Consider the following 16,781-nt stretch of genomic DNA (forward strand, 5'->3'; position numbering starts at 1 on the left):
AAATGTGCGATTCCGAACGGCGCATTGGCCCGGTTGAATGCGACATTAGCACGACGTGCCCCTCAGTCATGCGATGCGGAGGTTGCAGTCGAATACAACCTCCTGTCAGGGGCTTTGAGCGGCCATCGGACCTCGGCTGAATTGCCACACTGGTCTGGTCACTCATCGGCGACCGCGACGTATGTCAATGAAAACCCGACAAGCCGATACGCTGCCCGGGTACATCACCGGACTCAGCATGAAACATTCGGATTTCCATATCGGCCTCGAATTCATTGGCATCGCCGGCTTCTGGTGGCGTTGTACCGATGTCGGCACGCGGACCATTGTTGCCATCCAGCTTGATCGCGACGATCCTGACTGGTTTCGCGGGCCGCCCTATATCGCAAAGGAGGTGGTGTTTGACGAGCACGAAATCGCTGCCTGTCATCTGACGGAGGAGGAGGCGATCAAGGCCGCCATCCATAAACATGAAACGTCCGGACATCCAGGTTTCCCACACGAGGTCGTCACGCACATGATGGACGCGCGGTGGAAAGGCCCTGAAGCCCGTTACCCGCACAAGGGCGTCCTGCGGTTTGACCGGCGGCGTCCAGACGGCGAAATCCTCCATCCGTACGCGGGCCGGAAAGACGGGACACAGTGGAATGTGGAACTGTATCTGCCGTTCCTGCGCACCTACGCTGAAATGCCGGAGCGTGCGTTCATTGCGTTGCCGATCGCGACGGCTGTCGACATCCGCCAGCGGGCCGATCAGGCATAAGTCGCGGCTGCGTAACTGGGGTTATCGTACTTTCCGCGCAAAATCTGGCGGTAGCCGTGCGCAGACCCGCTTGCAGCAAGGCGGTGTTTTCCGCGCAATCAGCGATTTCGCAAGTTCTTGATCAATATGGATTTCCAGGATCAAAGGGCCAGATTTTGCACTGAAAGTACGATAACCCCTTAGGGGTGTTCAGCAATGAGCATTCCTACCGCGATTCGTTTGACAGCAAGCAAGGTCCATTCAAACACGGCGTTTCATTGTCGAAACGCTTCTGCTCGATTCTCCGCGTTCGCAAACTCCTCGGCGCATTTTCTCGCCACCTCTGCCACGCGGGCCGGGAGGTGGCGCATAAATTGCAAACAGATGTCGCAACGACAGTTTTCGAGGATGGCGTCACTCGTATCTGGAATGTGCGGTGCCGGGTGACGCCGACATAAAGTTAAAGAAGGAAGGTAGCCAGTCATGTACAAAATTTTATCGACTGCTTTGTTGGCGGCTGCGATGGCGCTGACGGCGATGCTTGCAGGTTGTGGCGGCGATAACGCCGCGCCGAAGAGCGGTGGCACTGCGGCCGTATCGACCAACATGCCTGCCGCCGCATAAGCACAGAAAACGTCGCGACGATGAGCGTCGTCGGATCAGGCTTGTCGGGGGCGCTGCGTTACCGTCCCCGCCCATCACTCGACCGTCACCGACTTGGCCAGGTTGCGCGGCTTGTCCACGTCCGTGCCGCGCGCGCACGCGGTGTGATACGCCAGCAACTGCAACGAAACCGCATGCAGAATGGGCGACAGCACGCCGTAATGACCTGGCATCCGGATCACATGCACGCCTGGCTCAGTGACGATGCGAGTGTCGGCATCCGCGAAGACGTATAGCTCGCCGCCGCGCGCGCGCACTTCCTGCATGTTCGACTTCAGCTTCTCGAGCAACGCATCATTCGGCGCAATGGTCACCACCGGCATCGCGTCGGTGACGAGCGCAAGCGGCCCATGCTTCAGTTCGCCCGCCGGATACGCTTCCGCGTGGATATACGAAATTTCCTTCAGCTTCAGCGCGCCTTCGAGCGCGATCGGGTAATGCAGGCCGCGGCCGAGAAACAGCGCGTTTTCATGGCGCGAGAACTCTTCGGCCCACGCGACGATCTGCGGCTCGAGCGCCAGCACGCTGCTCACCGCAGCCGGCAAGTGGTGCAGTTGTTCCAGATATTGCTTTTCCTGTTGCGCGTCGACACGTCCACGCAGACGCCCTAGCGTAACGACCAGCATGAACAAAGCGACCAGTTGCGTCGTGAATGCCTTGGTCGACGCGACGCCGATTTCGGTGCCAGCGCTCGTCAGGAAAGACAGCGAGGTCTGCCGCACCATCGCGCTCGCGGCGACGTTGCAGACCGCCAGGGTGTGTTGGTGGCCGAGCGCCTGCGCGTGCCTGAGCGCGGCGAGCGTGTCAGCGGTTTCGCCGGATTGTGAGACCACGACAACAAGCGCGCGCGGATTCGGTACCGATTCACGGTAACGGTATTCACTGGCAATCTCGACTTGCGCGGGGATCCTTGCGACCGATTCAAGCCAGTATCTGGCAATGAGCCCCGCGTGGTGGCTCGTGCCGCACGCGAGCATGAGCACGCTGTCGATACTGTTGAATACCGCTTGCGCTTGCTGGCCGAACAGCGCGGCATCGAATGACCCGGTTGGCGCAATCGTGTCGGAAATTGCCTGCGGCTGCTCAAAGATTTCCTTCTGCATGAAGTGACGATACGGCCCGAGTTCGATCTCGCCTCCGTATGCGGCAACCGTGCGCACGTCGCGCCGCACAGCGGCGCCGCTCCGATCGACGACGTTCACGCCGTCCACCGTTAAATCGACCACGTCACCTTCTTCGAGGAACATGAATCGATCGGTATTGCCGGCAAGCGCGAGCGCGTCCGACGCGAGGAAGTTTTCGCCCTCGGCGATGCCGACCACCAGCGGCGAGCCAGCACGTGCGCCGACGACGCGATGCGGCTCGTCCTTGCTGAAGACCGCGATCGCATACGCGCCGTGCAGTCGCCTCGTCGCCTGCTGAACCGCCGCGAACAGATCGCCCTGGTACACGCTGTGGATCAGGTGCGCGATGACCTCAGTGTCGGTCTCGCTGACAAACTCGTAGCCATTCGCGTGCAGCTGCCCTCGCAGCGATTCGTGATTTTCGATGATTCCGTTATGGACCAGCACGATCGCGTCGCGCGAGAAGATCGGGTGCGCGTTGTGCACGAGTGGCGCGCCATGCGTCGCCCATCGCGTATGTGCAATGCCGGTCACGCCTTCGAAGCGCATGCTGTGCACCTGGGCATCGAGGTCCGCAACGCGCGACACGCTGCGCACGCGCTTCGCCTGTCCGTCGACCAGCGCCGCCACGCCGCACGAGTCGTAGCCCCTGTATTCGAGGCGCCTCAGACCCTCGAGCAGAACCGGAATAATGTTACGTTGCGCGATCGCGCCGACAATGCCGCACATGGTGTGAGCCCTCGGAATGATGTGCGCTACGGCGAAGCCGGAGCGCACGTGGCGAGCAGGTGCCCTGACCCGGTCATGAACGATTGCCTCTGCGACACCGTTGCATTCTCGGACCGCCGGCCGATGCCAGTCTTGTGAACTGGCTCCAGAACCGCGGCAAGACTTACGGTATCTCGGCCGCTTAACGCGACCGTGAGCTCGAGAAGCAAAAGCGCGCGTTTGGCAATGGCTAGCGCGGTACGCATATTTCTCACCTGCTCCTCGCGTCTGCAGCCCACGCACGTGCGTGGCCCAGGATCGGTGCAGCAAAACGTTTCGTAACGAAGCCTGCACCCCAGACACCTGACCCAGACGACAAAGGTGGTCCTACAGCATCCATCTCACGTCCGATAACGGCGTCGGGAGCGCCATTGGCGCTCCTCTATCCGGGCTTAGTAGTTGCAACACGTCAGAAAAAGAGTACGACGCATTGTTGCCATCGCATTCAGCAAGTGTTGCGCCATGACCGCGTGTCGCCCTGTTTATTTTGGTTACCTTAACGCGTGTTGCGGATGACGGCTTCAGGCGATCTGATCTGTTTCATTCGTGAAACGCGTCATCGCACGGCCCGCGTCCAAAATAGCCTCCAGAGTCAGGCTTGAATACCTGATGCGCGTCATCTAGCGCGGTAAACATTTATCTATTCGTGAACTGCAAACAGGAAATCACCGAACGATGCGACAACCACGTTTTCAAGGAAGCGATGCCGATCCGTTTGTGCAGCACCGCGTCGCGCAATACATCCGTCGCTCGCGTCGGAAAAGCTATAGACCCAAGCGTTTCCTTTCCGGTACGCTTCCTGCGGTTCAGGTCGGGCCCCAAGGCGTCACCTGAAACGCTGAAATGATCTGACAGCTTCGGGCTGCCGGATTTGTTACATTCGTGAAAAGTCATTGCACCGCCAGTAATGCGGATTGACTTCAGGGTTGGGCTAGCGACTCGAAGTGCTTTATTTGGCATTGCAAACGTATACATATTCGCTTCTCATCAGCGGACAATCACCCGACGATACGACAGCCAAGCCGTCAACGAAGTGATGGCGATTCACTTATGCAGCGCGCCGCTACGTGAAATACATTCATACGTCACGCCAGCAGGCCCAGAGACGCGTGCGTTTCACTTCTGCTACATTTCTCTGCAATCTAGATCGTGGCTCATTGCATCACTTGCGACGAGAAGTATTCCACGCAATGAGCTCCGCACGGAACCAGTCTCTTGTTGCGCGGAAATCTCCAGACAGTAGGCGCAGACCCGCACGGTTCAACGCTATGCCTCTATATCGGTATGTCTTTCTCCGTCAATTGACACACCGTCTCAATGTCATTGCGATCGTGTGCGTCGAACGTCTCCGGGTCCGCGCGCGGCTGGCGATGGCCGATTCTCGCAAATAGATGCCATACATGCACGAACAAAACTGAAACGTTTTCTGTTTGCGCCTCTCATCACTCTCCTTCGGTTGCAATGACACTCACCCACGCCACGGCGAGCGCAGGGCTGTGGTTCGATATTTGCTGTGACTCTCTTAGCGACAACCGGGATCGCACGCGGGCGCGGCCAGAACCCTGATCATATTGCGACCCATCTATTGCTGAAAGGTGCTGTTCCCGCCATGGCGCGAAGAATCAGGCAACCCGGCTTGCGTAAGAGTAAAGCATCCTTGAACCCGAAGGTGACCCGGTCAATGGGTAAGGTTGAAGGGGAGGCGCTCCCCGCAGGACGTAAATGCGCCAAATTTGTAACGTTTCGAACGACGCTAGCCCTTCAGGAGGCAACCATGAAAGCGAGAAGATCGTACAGATCTTTGTTGGTATGGGGTGCGGTGCTCCCTTGCCTATGCCTGGCGCTGGTTGGGGTGGCCGCAACGCCGAATGCGCCGAATGCTTTCGCGGGCGGGAAGAAGCCCGGCCATGACGTACTTCCGCCATACGAACGGATACCCATCAGGCTCCAGACGCTTCCCACGGGCCCTCACCCGAGCGAGGCAATGGACAAGAACAAAGTAAAGCCTGAACAGAAATAGCGCTGTACTTCATCACCCCGGGGGAACGTCAATCAATTAGACAACCGACGTGCGAGGCTTGTCATGAGTGCAATGCGAATGTTTCGTTTCCCGAGGTTCTTTGCGCACAGCCTGGCTGTGCTATGGCTCTGTGCCGCGGCGAACGTCAGTCTGGCTGTGCCAGCCGATGCGCAAATCGACCTCAAAATCCTGGTCATAACCAGCCAGCAGGCCTTTGATGAAAAGCGGCCCGAGTTGCAAGCGACCCTGGCGATTCTCGACCGAGTCGGCACGCCGTACGACATTTATCGTTACGACAGCAACAGTCCGAGCCCGATCCCGCCTACCCTTGAAACTGGCGATCACGCCATGTACCAGGGCATCATCCTGCCCGTGAGCGACTACAGGTACATGAATCCGTTTTCGGGGGGCGCTATCGCCCAAACCATCGCGCGCTATCAGTTCAAATATAACGTCAGAGTGGCAAGCTTTTACACCTGGCCGGGTGACACAGCTTGCCTGCAATATTCCGGTTACCGGGATACGACCGCTTCCCCGCTGGCCTCTACGCTGACTACGGCCGGCAAGGCGATGTTCCCCTACATGAATGCGGGTACCAGCAGTGCAAACCCGTTGACCGTGCAAAATGCCTGGACTTATTTTGTGTCCCCGGCGAGTCCCCTGCCGACAGGCGCTAGCGTGACACCCGTGCTTCAGGCGGTGGCGTCGGACAATGTGACGTACTCGTTAGCCGCTACGTGCCTGTTCAGCAATACCGCACCGCTCGCGGGAGACAGCACGTCGCGCGAGATCCTCGCGCTCACGTTCGATAACAATCCATATCTGATCCACTCGATGACGCTCTCCTATGGCGTGATCAATTGGCTCACGAGAGGCATTTTTCTCGGCAACCGGCACGTGTACATGGACCCGCAGGTGGACGACGTCGGTATCTCTGACGAAATCTTTCCCTATGCGGAATTGCCAAACGGCTGGTATGACGTGAGAACGAATCCGTGGACGTTCCTTGGCACATGTCCTCTCGGCAATCCGCCGGGATCCGTCGATCCGAACACGGGCACCACGGCTTGCGAATACCGAATCATCGGCTCGGATTTCAACAACGTGATGGCCTGGCAGGACAACGTGAACGCCAATACCGCAGGCGCAGGCGCGCTGAAGTTCAGCATGGCTTTCAATGGTGTGGGATTCGGCACCGCTTACGGGGGCCGGGGCGGATACCCGACCGTCGGCACGGACACCCTGAGCGCTCAGGTCAACGCAAACGAGTTTAATTTCAAGTGGATCAGCCACACGTATGACCATGAACTCCTGGATCCATTGACATACAGCCAGGTGCTCACCGAACTGCAGTCGAATGACGCGGTTGCCGGGAATTTCGGATTCGAAAATTACAGCAAGGTACCCCTCGTCACGCCGGAGATCTCCGGACTTTACGCCACGGCTCCGTTGCAAGCGATGGTCGCGTTCGGTACGAAATATGTGGTTTCCGATGTATCGAGGCCGACACCGCCGTCCGGCACGCCTGGATGCCCCACAACCAACCAGGGTACCAACTGGCAGCTGCCGACTTTCAATAGTGGCAAGTACAACTGCGTCAACCCGGGCATCTTCGAGATTCCCCGCTACCCGACGGCACTGTTCTACAACGTGTCGACGCAGCAGGAATGGGTTAACGAGTACAACTTCTTCTATGGGGCTAACGGAACAGATCCCACGCGGTGGGGCTATGACCTGACCTACGCGCAGGTGGTGGGCAAGACGTCGGACACGCTGCTTTCTTACCTGCTCACTTATGACCTGCGGCCGCTGATGTTCCATCAGTCAAACCTGCGCGCCTACAGTGGGACAAGTTTTCTTCTGGGTGATCTGCTGACTGAAACGCTGGTCAAGTTCAACACGTACTACAAGGGCCTTGCCATCGTCAGTCCCTACCTGGCCAACATTGGCGATCTCGCGAAACAGCGCCTCATCTACAGCACGTCCAGTGTTACGGGCGTGCTCACACCTGGCAAGTCGATCGTGCTGAGTGCAACGCGAAGCGATGGGCAGTCCGTCGTGGTTCCCGTCACAGGAATTACCTTTGGCACGTCGACCGAAACGTATGGTGGTCAGCATGTTTCCTACATAACGCTCGTTTCGGCGACCGCCTATACGACCCAGGTGACACCGGCACCCGCATGGCCACCCGCCTTGCAGTAGCCGCTTGAGTGGCTTCGGTCTACGTGAGCCACGACGAACGCCCGCCAGCAGTACGTACCGCGGGCGTTTGCAGTTCTCGCATCCGGCTGAGGACTGCCAGCGCTCCAGCGCGCCATCCTCGATCCACGACGTGAGGCGGCCCCGCCGGCGCACCCCCGCCTCACATTCCTGCCAGCTCCGCACCTCGAACGACATCTTGGGAATGTGGTGACGGCAATCAGCGTTGTACTTTTGCAGCATCGGGGGCGACCGGTCAAACGAAATGGGACGCCGTCTTAACTACACCGTTCAGACACCGACGTGCACCAACGCCAACGCCCGACGAAAATGATCTCTGCTGCTGGAAAGAAGTCAGGCGGCTGCCATCCGAACCTGCTGCGATAGTGATGTGAAGCCGTCCGGATTGTTCGATTGCCAGCACCAGTGGTCGTCGCACATCCGCTCGATGCCGCATTGCGCGCGCCATCCGATAATCTGCTCGGCCGCCGAAGGATTCGCATAACAGATGCCGATATCGCCAGGACGCCGAGCGACCATTTCGTACGGCACCGGCCTGCCCGATGCCTGCTCGAATGCGCGTACCACGTCGAGCACGCTATAGCCTTTGCCCGTGCCGAGATTCACCGTGAAGCTCTCGCCCTTCGCGGACAGCGTGTCGAGCGCGGCGAGGTGTCCGCGCGCAAGATCGACGACGTGAATGTAGTCTCGCACGCCCGTGCCGTAGTCGCCGCCGAATATACGCCACGGAAAGCGGGTGCCCGGTGACCGTAGTAACGACGCAATGAGCCGATGGATTACTGCAACATGAACATTTCGTATTCAAGCAACTCGAGCTTGCGATCGAGCATCCATAGCCCGAGCAGCACGGCGACGAGCAGCGACAGAGCAAAACCATAGCCATAGAAGACAGGACCGGACATCAGCGTGAATGCTGTTAACAGTCCGTTAAGGATGCTGAATGTTCCGATCAGAACGAGCGCGGATCGCCGCCGGTCAAGGTAGAGAAAGCTGTTCATCATCGCCAGGAACAGCATTTGCAAACTCGTCGCGATGACCTGCACGTACAGAAGCGGCAGGTACATCTTTGAGATTCCCAATTGGGCGAGCAGCGTTGCACTGCCGGCAAAAAGCACCAGTGCAGTGACTGATTGGATCTTGACAATGTCGAATAGCGCACTGCGGAGCGCGTGGATCATTGCATCGCGCGCGTATTCAATTTGTTGCAGCGACTCGCCTTCTCGTACCGCGGCGTTAAACGCTTCATAGTGCCCCGCGAATTCCGTCTCCATGCGAAGCATGAATACCGCCATGCCGGGCGTGATTGCGAGATAGGCCAGGAATACCGGAATGTCATAGATGATCGAAGCGTGAAGCGGGCCGATCACGACCTGTCCGGTGCCAGGCGCATACCAGAACATAATCTTGTCGGTCCAAACCGCGATGTTGTACAGGATGCCGATCAGCATCAGCGATGGATACCGGTAGCCTCTCCTGAATAGATCGAATGCGATCACTCGTCTGGCGGAAAAACCGCGGTAGATACGTAACAACAGGAGGGCAAGGAGCACACTCTGTCCGATTACAAAGCCGAGGACCAATCCTTCTATGCCGAAGCGCCTAAGGCCAAGTGCTGCGACAGTGGTCAGCAAATAGCCGAGGAAGAAAGTCCACAGAATCGCACCATATTGCTTAAGGCCCGATAGAAAAGTTGTTGCAAGCCAAATGTTGCACAGCACGACAAACCCGGTAAGCATCAGTATGCAGTAGAGGGGGCTCTGATCGCGAAAAAAACGGGCGATCAGCATGGCGCCGATGGCGATCGCGGCGGTTGTCACCGCCAGCACGACACCGCTGAAATTTGGCAATATCGCTTCAGCGTGTTTATCGAATAGACGATCGCTGGTGAACCGGGTGAGCGCAAGTTGCATCGGCCCGGTCGCGATCAGGCTCGCGGCAATCAGATACGTGGCGGATACCTGAAACTCCGAAACGATCGCGTTGGGCAGCATGGACGAGGCAGAAAGCAACCCTACCAGCAAGATGCCCACAATCGACCATATCCACGGCCCAGCGCCCGCGAGTCCGGCGTAGGTATATGCCTGCATGAGCCCGAGCACCGTGTTGCGCCGGATCAACCTACGCAGTTTAATACCGATTGCTGCCATCGACGGTTCCTCGCTTATCTTTGCGCGGCATGCGGGCATGTCTGGCCCGCACCCCACAATGGAACGCGGCTCGGGTCCTGTTCGTCGGGCAGTGCGATCAGTCTTGTGTAGAGATCGTGGTACGAACTGATCATGCGCTCCTGGGTGTAATAGCGTTCAACGCGCGCAATGCCTGCCTGCTGCGCCGCGCGCCAATTGCTCTCGTTGGAGATCAAGCCTAGCGCCTCGTGTGCCAGTGCCGCAGGATCGGCGATCGGGACGACACGGCCCGCGGCTCCTAAGGCTGCGTCATCGCCATCGAGACCATAAATCAACTCGCGGCATGCTCCGACATCAGTCGTGACCGCCGGCACTCCCGCAGCGAAGGCCTCGAGGATGACTAGCGGCAGAGCTTCGGAGATGGAGCTCAGAACCAGCACGCCGATCTTTGGCAACACATCTTCGATCCGTTGGAGGCCTAGAAGCTTCACTTTGTTGGCGAGGCCAAGGCTTTCAGCCAAACCGTGACACTCGGCTGCATACGATTCGTCCTCGCTTTCCGGTCCCGCGATCCAGGCTTCGGCTTCCGGCATCTGTTTGACAACCGTGAGCATCGCGCGGATGAAAGTCTTTACATCCTTGATCGGCACAACACGACCTATCAGGCACAGGACCTTCGGCACCCCGGCGGAGCGCTGCGCGCGTAGTGGCGCCAGGCGTTGCAGGTCGACGCCGTTCGGGATTGTATGGGTCTTCCGCGCGGGCGCGCCGTCGATAACTTGCCGACGCCGGTTGTCTTCATACAATGCGACGATGTCTTCGGCCGCGGAGTAGCTCACGCGTCCCAGCGCTTCGAAGAAGCGCGCCCACATCTCATGGAAGTAGCCGACGCGCGACGCGTCGTACTCGATCAGGCTACGGTTGTCGTGAATCCATCGGCTCTGGAACAAATCAATCTTGCGCTCCTTCGTATAGATGCCATGTTCCGATATCAGCAATGGGCGGCCGCGTCGATAGTGCAGCAGCGCTCCGAGAAAACCAGCGTACCCGGTTGATATTGCATGGTAGGTGCGCACCGGGATCAACTGCTCGGCGATCCGCGCGAGTTGCCACAGCGGCTTGTGCATGATGCGCACAGTCCAGAAGTAATCAGTGAAAGACGGGTCGCTGCAATGGGCGCGGTATTGGTCTGTAAGAAAATCCCAGGCTTCGCGGCTGTATAGGAACTTACCCTCGCTAAGAGGATGGCCTGGCTTCAGGTCGTCGAAAACGCTTCTTAGCAGCGTGTCCGGGAGCCCCTCGCCGGCAGGATGACGGAATTGTTCGTGCAGCTCCGCCATGCGCGCGAAGGCATCGCGTTTGGCACGTACTGCGCGGACCGCGGGCGGCGGTGTGAACGAGTATAAATAGTGATTTTCCAGATGAACGACGTTATCCGGCAGTTCGTACGACATCTTCGCGTAGTCCTCGGGTTTGCTGCCGAGGAAGCACAATGCGAACGTATACTCGGGAAACGCTCGAATGATGTGATTCACCCAAGTCGACACGCCGCCGCTGACATACGGAAATGTCCCTTCGAGCAGCAGCGCCACATCGGCCGATGCCGCGCGCGGTAACACGTTGCCGAGTGCGTCGGTCGCTTTGGCAGAAGTCCCGTGATGTGCCAGATTGAAGCCGGCATCGCGCTTCATAGTTAGTGTCCCTCGTCATGTAATCCAGTACGCGACAACCGCATCGAGCAGAGGTGGGGGAGTCGCAGTCACCTCGTTGAGCAAACTCCGCACTCGTGCATAGTCGCCGCGCAGATAAGCAAGCTCGGCGAGGTACGGAAGGATCCGCTTGCGCGGAAAGCCGCAGTCGATCGACTTCGCGAACATGACCTCGGCGTCGTCGAGGCATCGCATCTCGAATTCCAGTCGTCCGCGTAGTCGCCACAGTGCCGCGTCGCCTGGATGCGTTCGCAGTGCATTTGTCGCGTGGCAATTGGCCTGCTCGAGCGCATTGCGATAGACATCGCCTTCCACGAGGCGGGCATAAACCAGTTCGCTGTAGAGCTCCGCAAGCGTCTTGTCGATCCGGAAGCGTTCTTCGTCGGACAGCGGCGATGCAAGCTTATGCCGTTCGAGAAGGATGCGCTGCGTCAGCGCTTTCTCCAGCCTGTCGAGCATTCCGTATGCGAGCAGCCGGATGTCGTCGACCGGGTCGTTGAGCATTACATGCAATATCGGACTCGCCGTCCGAGGAGGCATGGACTGCAGGGCGAACAGTGCAGTTACCCGGCGCCATGTGGTGGCCCGACGGTTCAGCAGGTCTTCCTTGACTTGGCTTCCCTGCGTATAGGAAACGTTCGAGAGCAGATGCGACGAGAATTGCGGTTCGCGGATAAACGCGATAAGCGCTTGCTCGTCGAGTCTCGGAAGAGCAGCTGAGCGGAGCGTCGCCATGTTTCGGCCGATCGTTGCTGCGATCGATCGGCATACATTGTGCGCGCCGCGAAGCACTGGCGAAGGTCTCTGTGGTGAGACGCGACGGTCACCACAAGCAGGCGCCTCGCACGCGCCATTCGCGAGCGCTTGCGGTTGTTCGTACGAAGTATCAAGTTGCCCCATCGCAGTTCGCCATTAGCTGTTTCAATGGGTCGGCAGGCGCGCCGGCACTCAGATGCGCCCAGTGAGCGACGACGCGCGCGCGTTCGAAGTCGATGCCGAACTGGGCGCGCACGTCGCTTTCGATCAGCTGCAATCGGCTTTCGACGGCGACGTCACCGGACAGTGGCATCAGGAATATCAGCGCCCACGCGCCGTCGCCGCGCAGGGTCCACTGCATATGACGTCCACGGTTTGCCTGCACGATATAGTCAAACAGCGCTTGTGCCTGTCTGCTTGCGTCGAACAGCAGGGCGACGACCGACGACTCGATTCCGCCCTCGCGCTCCAAATACAGAAGACGGGCATATTCGAGTGCGAAGTCGTACGGACAGTCGGGAAAATCGCTCAGCAAGTCGCACGTGATCGAAGCATGCCGGGTGCCATTCGCATAGTAACTGCACAAGGCGAACATGAACCGAAGGTTGTCGTTGGTCAGTGCAAGAAACGGTAGTTTCGATACCAGCAAAATTCCAACGGTCTCCTTTCCGGCCGCGACCAACGGCGCGCAGACGATATATCTCGAAGGCGCGCCCGTACGCACGTCTATGGACTGCAGATGGGCGAGTGCCGATTCGTCGAGTGCATGCGCAATCAACGGATCGCTCGCTTCGAGTTCGAACGGTAGCCCGACGCTCGCCACCGGTTGGTCAGACAACCTTCCCTGGCGAACTTCATAGACCTGAGCCGATTCGATTTGGCATGACTGTGCGACGGTTTCGAGGAAACGTTGCGCGCCGGCGAGCGACACGTCGCCGACGATGTGCGCGGGCCACGCGGATCCCTGCAGTGTGAGGTCGCGCAACCGGATCAGCGTATCGCGCAGCGTGACAGGCCGGACCAGAAGGTCCTGTTCGAGCCGCTCATGCGACAGTCGCAGGAGGAATTGATTGTTCGTCAGTATCGACAACCGCTCGCTTAGGTAATCGTTCGACACGCGCGCCTGGCGAAGACGGCTAGTCCATGTGTCGCTGAACTGGCCCGATAACAGCACGGCGACCAATCCACCGAAATAGTAGCCACGCGGGAATGATTGCGACACGGGCAACGCGCCATAAAATGTCACCCATGCACCGAGCAGGATCATGCTGCAGCCGACCCCGCCAACCGTGCCATAGCGCAGTGCGACGAATATCGGCATCAGCCACAGCCATGGAAACTCCATCGTCAGGAGCAACGGATCGGACGGCACTGCTGCTCTGCATGCGGCGATCACGATGGCTGATAAAAGTATTGTTTCCAGTGCCACGTGAAGCGCGGAATGCTCCTGGGGCAGCAGCGATGCGAAGCGCGCCGACTGGGTCAGGTGAGCAAGACGTGATCCAAAACGGGCATGCTGAATACGCTCGGTCTCAGAGGGTTTGGTACCGGTCCGCGCGTCGAACTGCGGTGTCTTGGTGTCAGTGGCCATCTTTAACCTCAAGCGACCTGGTGAATTTTCCCCGACGCGATTGCCTCGCATGTGGCAACCGCGTCGTTTTCTCGCAGCCGTACCTCGCGATGCTTACCACGCTGGGCCGGGGATTGTCACCGTGCTGCCCGCTGACATCGTAATGCTCGAGATCGACTGGCCGCCGTACGTCTCTAGCCTGTTGCCGTAGTTGATGCCGGTGAGCGGAACCGTGACAGCATTCGTGGTCGTGAGCCTGATGCTGTTCTTCGACGAACCGAGCAACAGCGTACCTGCCACGCCGGAGTTGTTATAGGCCATGCGCGCCGCCATCGCGACCCCGGCATCCGCCTCGCTTGGGCTGAGGATCGGCAGTGCGAACAGCGTGTTGTACTTGTTCAACGTCTCCGCGATCAGGTCGCCGAGCAGGGTTGCGGTGCTCCCGGTCGCATACACACGCAGGTTGGGCTGGTGGAACATGATCGGGTCGATGTCGTATTTCAGCAGATAGCGCAACCAGATCTCGGACTCCTTGTCGAGGACCTCCTTGTAGCTCAATGCGTGATCCCACGTCGGCCACACACCGCCCGGCGCATAGAAGTGGTTGTATTCGGAGACCCATTCCGCCGGTGTCGACACGTTGTAGTAAAGGTTTGTCGGATGCCGTGGAATGATGAGGATGGCCGGTTGGTCATTGCTGTAGAAGCCAGCGTTGGGACTCGGATTGTTCCAGACTGGCTGAGACGTATCCGAAATCAGGTAGCGGATGCCAAAATCATACGCGGCGCTCAGGAAATTCGGATTGTTGAGCCCTGATACATCTGGCTGCACCATGTTGTTCTTGCTATAGAGCGTCAGACCGAGTTGCTTGGCAATCTTATTGTTCTGCTGCAACTCCGTATTCGCATCGGAGTAGCTGATATTGTCGAGATTTGCGTGGGTGTAGGTGTGACTGGTCCATTTGAACGCACCTTGCAACAGTTTTACTGCAGGCGTGAGTGTGTCGTTCGGATAGATTCCGGTGGCACCCTGTCCGACAAAAGGCCATTGGAGCTTGATTTTTCCAGCATTCGGCACCGTTGCATTCAAGGCGGTCTGCCACGTGACTGCGTTTGTGAAGTCGGCGCCGGTCATACGATAGGTGATCCCTGTCGAATCGGTCAGCGAAATCGTGTCCCAGATGTCGTCGTCGATCAGAACGTCATCCGGTTGCGGGTTCATGTAAACGTGACGCTGGCCGAGAAAGAAGCCCTTGGATACCCAGTTAATGATGCCGTACGCCAGTTGCAGCGAATGCCTCAGGTCAGGGTTTTCATCGGCCGTTATCGTCAGATTTTGGCGGCCGTCCGAGGCTGTATAGATCGAAGCGATCGCATAGCCGTCCGGGGTCGACAGGAGCGGCACCACGTTGCTTCCAGCTGGCGTCGCGAGGTAAGTCCACGCGTTCGTGATAACGATCGGATACGCGCCGTTGACGTAGTTGAACAAGCCACGGCCGGCCGAAGTCAGGCTCGCCGCAATCTGGCTGGTCGTCGTGTCGACGCCGTTGATAAGCGTCAATCCATAGTTATCGGGAAGTCCAGCGGGGTAGGTGTACAACGTCGACTGGCGGACGCGGAAGGACAACTCGTAGTTCCATAACGTCTGCCATTGCGCGGCGCTAAAGGCGCTCTGGTAAGAGCCGAGGGTGGAGTCGAAGTAGCCCAGGTTACCCGTGCTAAGCAGAATCCCCTGATAATGCCCGTTGCCAACGCCATCCGACAACATGCTTGCCGTAAGCGGTGTTTGCGTCGCAATCAAGGTGTCGTACGGCACGCCAACTTGATTCAGCACAGACTTGATCGCGGCAAAACTCGGTTCGTGTCCGTCTGCCGATACGACGAGAAGCTTCATGCTGATCGAGACTGGAGTTTCCGCGAATGCTTGCCCCGGCATCGTCGCAAACGACAGAACAATGACTTCTATCAGCATTGCAAGGAACATTGCAAATCGCGACAGCGGGCCGCGATGCATGGTGGGCGGCATAGTCCGGGAGAGCCACACTAATTTGGCCGGGAACACCGAGTCGGGTTTGGGAAATACACGCAGACAGCGCGAAGCCTGGAAAGAACGCATGATTTGAACCTCGACGCAAGGAATACGGGAAAAGCGATATAGCAATGGCGCCTGTTGGCACATTCATTTGAGCTTGTGTACCTCTTGCTGGGGGCGCGTCGGGTAACTGGTAGGCCGCACGGGTCCATGTAGCACCGGGCGATGAACCTTGAATATCGCGCTAGTCGCGCTCGTTCCGCTCGCAGGCGATGCGGGAGAGGTCTGCGCGGACAGGTGCACCTGTCCGGTCAATAGCATCAGACCCGTGCCAAGGACGAGCGCCGATTTTTGCGCCGGCGTTAGGGAAACTCTTGAGGCCATAATGAATACCCCCTCCAGGAAGTCGTTTTGCCGACACCGGTCGTCCGATCTCGGACGGCGTCGACATCAGGCGGTGTCATCTTTTCGCAAGGACCGTACCAGTGTTGTTCGCTCCTTGATGAGACTAGGTGTGTCGGCATCCGAACATAAATGGACTGTCAAAAAGAGGGAAATTGTTTCACCGCTGATACGTCAGATCGTGTGGCATCGAATATTTGCTGGCATCCGCAAGGTGCGATGTGCCTTCGCCTGATGGTGGCGGAGCATATCGACGCCGCTGGCAGCGGTAATGCTGCGGCGTATCAAAAATGTAACGCCATATATGTATAACTAATCATCGGTATGGTGCGCGAGCGAACAAGCCGCTAAATTTTTGTCGTCACTCGCTTGATTTTCGTTGGGTCTTCGGTTATTGCTCTCATGCAGAGAAGGCGAGAATTCTCTGCGAAAGTAATTTGGTACTGCAGAGAGTCCGATGTCGCCGATCGTCAGAAAAAAACGTGGCATGCGCCGCTGAGAAAAACATCGGTCGGCCATCACAGTATTTTCAGTGTCGTCGACGTAACAAAACATCGTCCGCGGATTTCCACCGCGGCCCGTCATCCCGCATGGGCAGCGGCGTGCGAGTCGAAGCCAGTGGGTGGTTTTGTCAGGACATAAAAGGGGTA

At 58.2% G+C, this 16,781-nt stretch carries 10 protein-coding genes and 1 pseudogene; 2 read left to right on the forward strand and 9 right to left on the reverse strand.

Annotated elements, in window-relative coordinates; genetic code table 11:
- Positions 1-187: 187 nt before the first annotated feature.
- Positions 188-763 carry a hypothetical protein gene (locus AC3WLT_RS09925; protein WP_492591707.1) on the forward strand — a complete coding sequence of 192 codons (576 nt, stop codon included), beginning with the start codon at positions 188-190 and terminating at the stop codon, positions 761-763.
- Positions 764-1,017: 254 nt separating this feature from the next.
- On the opposite strand, the gene AC3WLT_RS09930 is transcribed toward AC3WLT_RS09925, so the two are convergent.
- From AC3WLT_RS09930 to AC3WLT_RS09940, 3 genes are all read right to left on the reverse strand, one after another.
- On the reverse strand, positions 1,018-1,350 hold the full coding sequence (locus AC3WLT_RS09930) for a hypothetical protein (protein ID WP_492591708.1): 333 nt from the start codon (positions 1,348-1,350) through the stop codon (positions 1,018-1,020).
- Between the two features lie 90 nt (positions 1,351-1,440).
- A complete protein-coding gene (gene glmS / locus AC3WLT_RS09935; protein WP_492591709.1) occupies positions 1,441-3,258 on the reverse strand; it encodes a glutamine--fructose-6-phosphate transaminase (isomerizing) in 1,818 nt (605 codons plus the stop codon).
- A gap of 675 nt (positions 3,259-3,933) precedes the next feature.
- Positions 3,934-4,272 (reverse strand): hypothetical protein, encoded by a 339-nt coding sequence (locus AC3WLT_RS09940; protein WP_492591710.1) that lies wholly within the window; start codon positions 4,270-4,272, stop codon positions 3,934-3,936.
- Between the two features lie 1,108 nt (positions 4,273-5,380).
- Here AC3WLT_RS09940 and AC3WLT_RS09945 point away from each other — a divergent pair.
- The gene (locus AC3WLT_RS09945; protein WP_492591711.1) at positions 5,381-7,519 is read left to right on the forward strand and encodes an Agd3-related carbohydrate deacetylase; all 2,139 of its coding nucleotides are present in this window, start codon (positions 5,381-5,383) and stop codon (positions 7,517-7,519) included.
- Between the two features lie 351 nt (positions 7,520-7,870).
- Here the strand turns inward: AC3WLT_RS09945 and AC3WLT_RS09950 are convergent.
- The 6 genes and pseudogenes from AC3WLT_RS09950 to AC3WLT_RS09975 all read right to left on the reverse strand — a co-directional run.
- Positions 7,871-8,260, reverse strand: a pseudogene (locus AC3WLT_RS09950) (GDP-mannose 4,6-dehydratase); the annotation flags it as partial.
- A 53-nt stretch (positions 8,261-8,313) separates the two neighbouring features.
- The gene (pelG, locus tag AC3WLT_RS09955) at positions 8,314-9,684 is read right to left on the reverse strand and encodes an exopolysaccharide Pel transporter PelG (protein ID WP_492591712.1); all 1,371 of its coding nucleotides are present in this window, start codon (positions 9,682-9,684) and stop codon (positions 8,314-8,316) included.
- A gap of 14 nt (positions 9,685-9,698) precedes the next feature.
- Positions 9,699-11,354 (reverse strand): GT4 family glycosyltransferase PelF, encoded by a 1,656-nt coding sequence (gene pelF / locus AC3WLT_RS09960; protein WP_492591713.1) that lies wholly within the window; start codon positions 11,352-11,354, stop codon positions 9,699-9,701.
- 15 nt (positions 11,355-11,369) lie between these two features.
- Positions 11,370-12,107: a tetratricopeptide repeat protein gene (locus AC3WLT_RS09965; protein ID WP_492591714.1), complete on the reverse strand. Its 738-nt coding sequence runs from the start codon at positions 12,105-12,107 to the stop codon at positions 11,370-11,372.
- A gap of 151 nt (positions 12,108-12,258) precedes the next feature.
- Positions 12,259-13,719, reverse strand: coding sequence for a PelD GGDEF domain-containing protein (locus AC3WLT_RS09970; protein ID WP_492591715.1), 1,461 nt, complete (start codon positions 13,717-13,719; stop codon positions 12,259-12,261).
- A gap of 93 nt (positions 13,720-13,812) precedes the next feature.
- A complete protein-coding gene (locus AC3WLT_RS09975; RefSeq protein ID WP_492591716.1) occupies positions 13,813-15,813 on the reverse strand; it encodes an Agd3-related carbohydrate deacetylase in 2,001 nt (666 codons plus the stop codon).
- Between the last annotated feature and the right edge of the window lie 968 nt (positions 15,814-16,781).

This window comes from Paraburkholderia sp. FW306-2-2C-D06C (assembly GCF_058781505.1).